This is a genomic window from Sphaerospermopsis reniformis (assembly GCF_005402885.1).
GTDB lineage: Bacteria > Cyanobacteriota > Cyanobacteriia > Cyanobacteriales > Nostocaceae > Sphaerospermopsis > Sphaerospermopsis kisseleviana.
On sequence record NZ_BJCE01000437.1, the window covers coordinates 1 to 2263 of the forward strand.

The window sequence follows — 2263 nt, forward strand, 5'->3', positions numbered from 1 at the left end:
GCAGGGATCGCCAAAACCATAGATTAAACTGGAGTTTGATCAAGTATATGTGAGAATTCCCTCATGATGGATGCTAAGGCACTTTGGCAACGATACCAAGAATGGTTATATTACCACGAGGGATTAGGACTGTATCTAGATATCAGCCGGATGCGGTTTGATAACGCTTTCGTGGAGTCGTTGCAGTCGAAATTTGATAAGGCTTTTGCGGATATGGCCGCTTTGGAAAAGGGAGCGATCGCCAATCCTGATGAAAACCGCATGGTAGGACACTACTGGTTGCGTAACCCAGACTTAGCACCCTCTCCAGAACTAAAACAAGAAATAGTTCAAACTTTAGAACAAATCGAAGCTTTTGCAGATCAGGTACAAACCGGGGCAGTTCATCCCCCCAAAGAAAGCCGCTTTACTGACATTATTTCTATCGGTATTGGTGGTTCGGCTTTAGGTCCCCAGTTTGTCGCTGAAGCACTTGCACCCGATTTTCCTCCCCTCAACATTCACTTTATCGACAATACCGATCCTGCTGGTATTGATCGGGTTCTCTCCTCTATCGACGATAAACTGGCTACTACCCTGGTATTAGTCATTTCTAAATCTGGTGGTACACCCGAACCCCGCAACGGCATGATCGAGGTGAAAAAAGCCTACGCTGCCAAAAATTTAGACTTTGCTAAATATGCAGTTGCCATCACCAGCACAGATAGTAACTTAGATAAAGTGGCTCAATCTGAGGGTTGGTTAACAACTGTCCCCATGTATGACTGGGTAGGTGGGCGTACTTCAGAAATGTCTTCCGTAGGATTATTACCCGCAGCATTACAGGGTATTGATATCCGTGCCATGTTAGATGGTGCAAAAGAAATGGATGATGCCACCCGTGTTGCTAATATTAAAAATAACCCAGCAGCATTATTAGCATTATCTTGGTATTTCTCCGGTAACGGTAAAGGCGAAAAAGATATGGTTGTCTTACCTTACAAAGACAGCTTGTTATTATTTAGCCGTTATTTACAACAATTGGTAATGGAATCTTTGGGTAAAGAACAAGATTTAGACGGTAAAACTGTATATCAAGGTATTGCCGTTTATGGTAACAAAGGTTCAACAGACCAACACGCCTATGTACAACAATTGCGGGAAGGTGTACCCAATTTCTTTGCAACTTTAATTGAAGTTTTAGAAGATCGTCAAGGTGCATCTACTGAAATTGATCCTGGTGTCACATCTGGTGATTATTTATCAGGTTTCTTATTAGGAACTCGTCAAGCATTGTATGAGAATAACCGCGATTCTATTACAGTGACAATTCCTCAAGTTAATGCTCGCACAGTGGGAGCGTTAATTGCATTATATGAACGGGCTGTAGGATTTTATGCCAGCTTAGTTAATATTAACGCTTATCACCAACCTGGTGTAGAAGCTGGTAAAAAAGCTGCCGCTGCAATTCTCGATTTACAACAAAAAGTAATCAAAGTATTGCAAACAGAAAAGAAAGCCCTTTCTATTACCGAAATAGCTGATAAAGCTGGTGCTGCTGAACAAGTTGAAGCAATTTACAAAATTCTGCGTCATCTTCATGCTAATAATCGCGGTGTGGTGTTAACAGGTGATTTAAGCAAACCAGGAACTTTAACAGTTTCTTTGGGTTAAATACAATCAATTCTCCTGTTAAAATATCCTGTTTTTACAATCCTCGATTTCTTCAAGAAGTCGGGGATTTTTAGTTTAATAGACGCTGATTAAAGTAACCATGAGGTAAAAAACATTGACGAAGAAAATATTCTTCATCATCTATATCACCACTTTTAAAAAATCCCATCTCTGGTTTTTTTACATGGGAAAAGGGAGCTAACATTCCCCATTCTTCCGCTAACCATATCCATTGTCCTGTAGGAATCATACTGATTACTGGTGTGACATAAGCTTCACCCGTAGCAATAGAAATTCTGACTCTGGAGGATGATTTAATATCAATTAAAATCCAGATAAAGGCTTCTATGGGAAATATATAATTGTGTTGTCTGGCAATTTCCAGAAAATTTTGTGGTGTAGTTGTTGATAGCAACTTAGCTTTCAAATCTGGATATTTTTCCGCAATGGCTAAAAAGCCCCAAATTATTTCTTGATTAATCATTAAGCTGTTGTGCAGCTAAATCGAATAAACAGCATTACCTTTATTTTTAACTTTGCGCTCCCATTTAATAATAAGACCTCCTTCGTTTAGCAATTTATTTAATAATTCTTCTAACTGTTCTACTGA

At 39.4% G+C, this 2263-nt stretch carries 2 protein-coding genes; one reads left to right on the forward strand and one right to left on the reverse strand.

The annotated features are described in order from the left end of the window. Window positions 1–66: 66 nt before the first annotated feature. Window positions 67–1653: a glucose-6-phosphate isomerase gene (locus FFR48_RS27370; protein ID WP_137669524.1), complete on the forward strand. Its 1587-nt coding sequence runs from the start codon at window positions 67–69 to the stop codon at window positions 1651–1653. A 70-nt stretch (window positions 1654–1723) separates the two neighbouring features. On the opposite strand, the gene FFR48_RS27375 is transcribed toward FFR48_RS27370, so the two are convergent. After that, window positions 1724–2137: a Nif11-like leader peptide family natural product precursor gene (locus FFR48_RS27375; protein ID WP_137669523.1), complete on the reverse strand. Its 414-nt coding sequence runs from the start codon at window positions 2135–2137 to the stop codon at window positions 1724–1726. Window positions 2138–2263 lie beyond the last annotated feature (126 nt).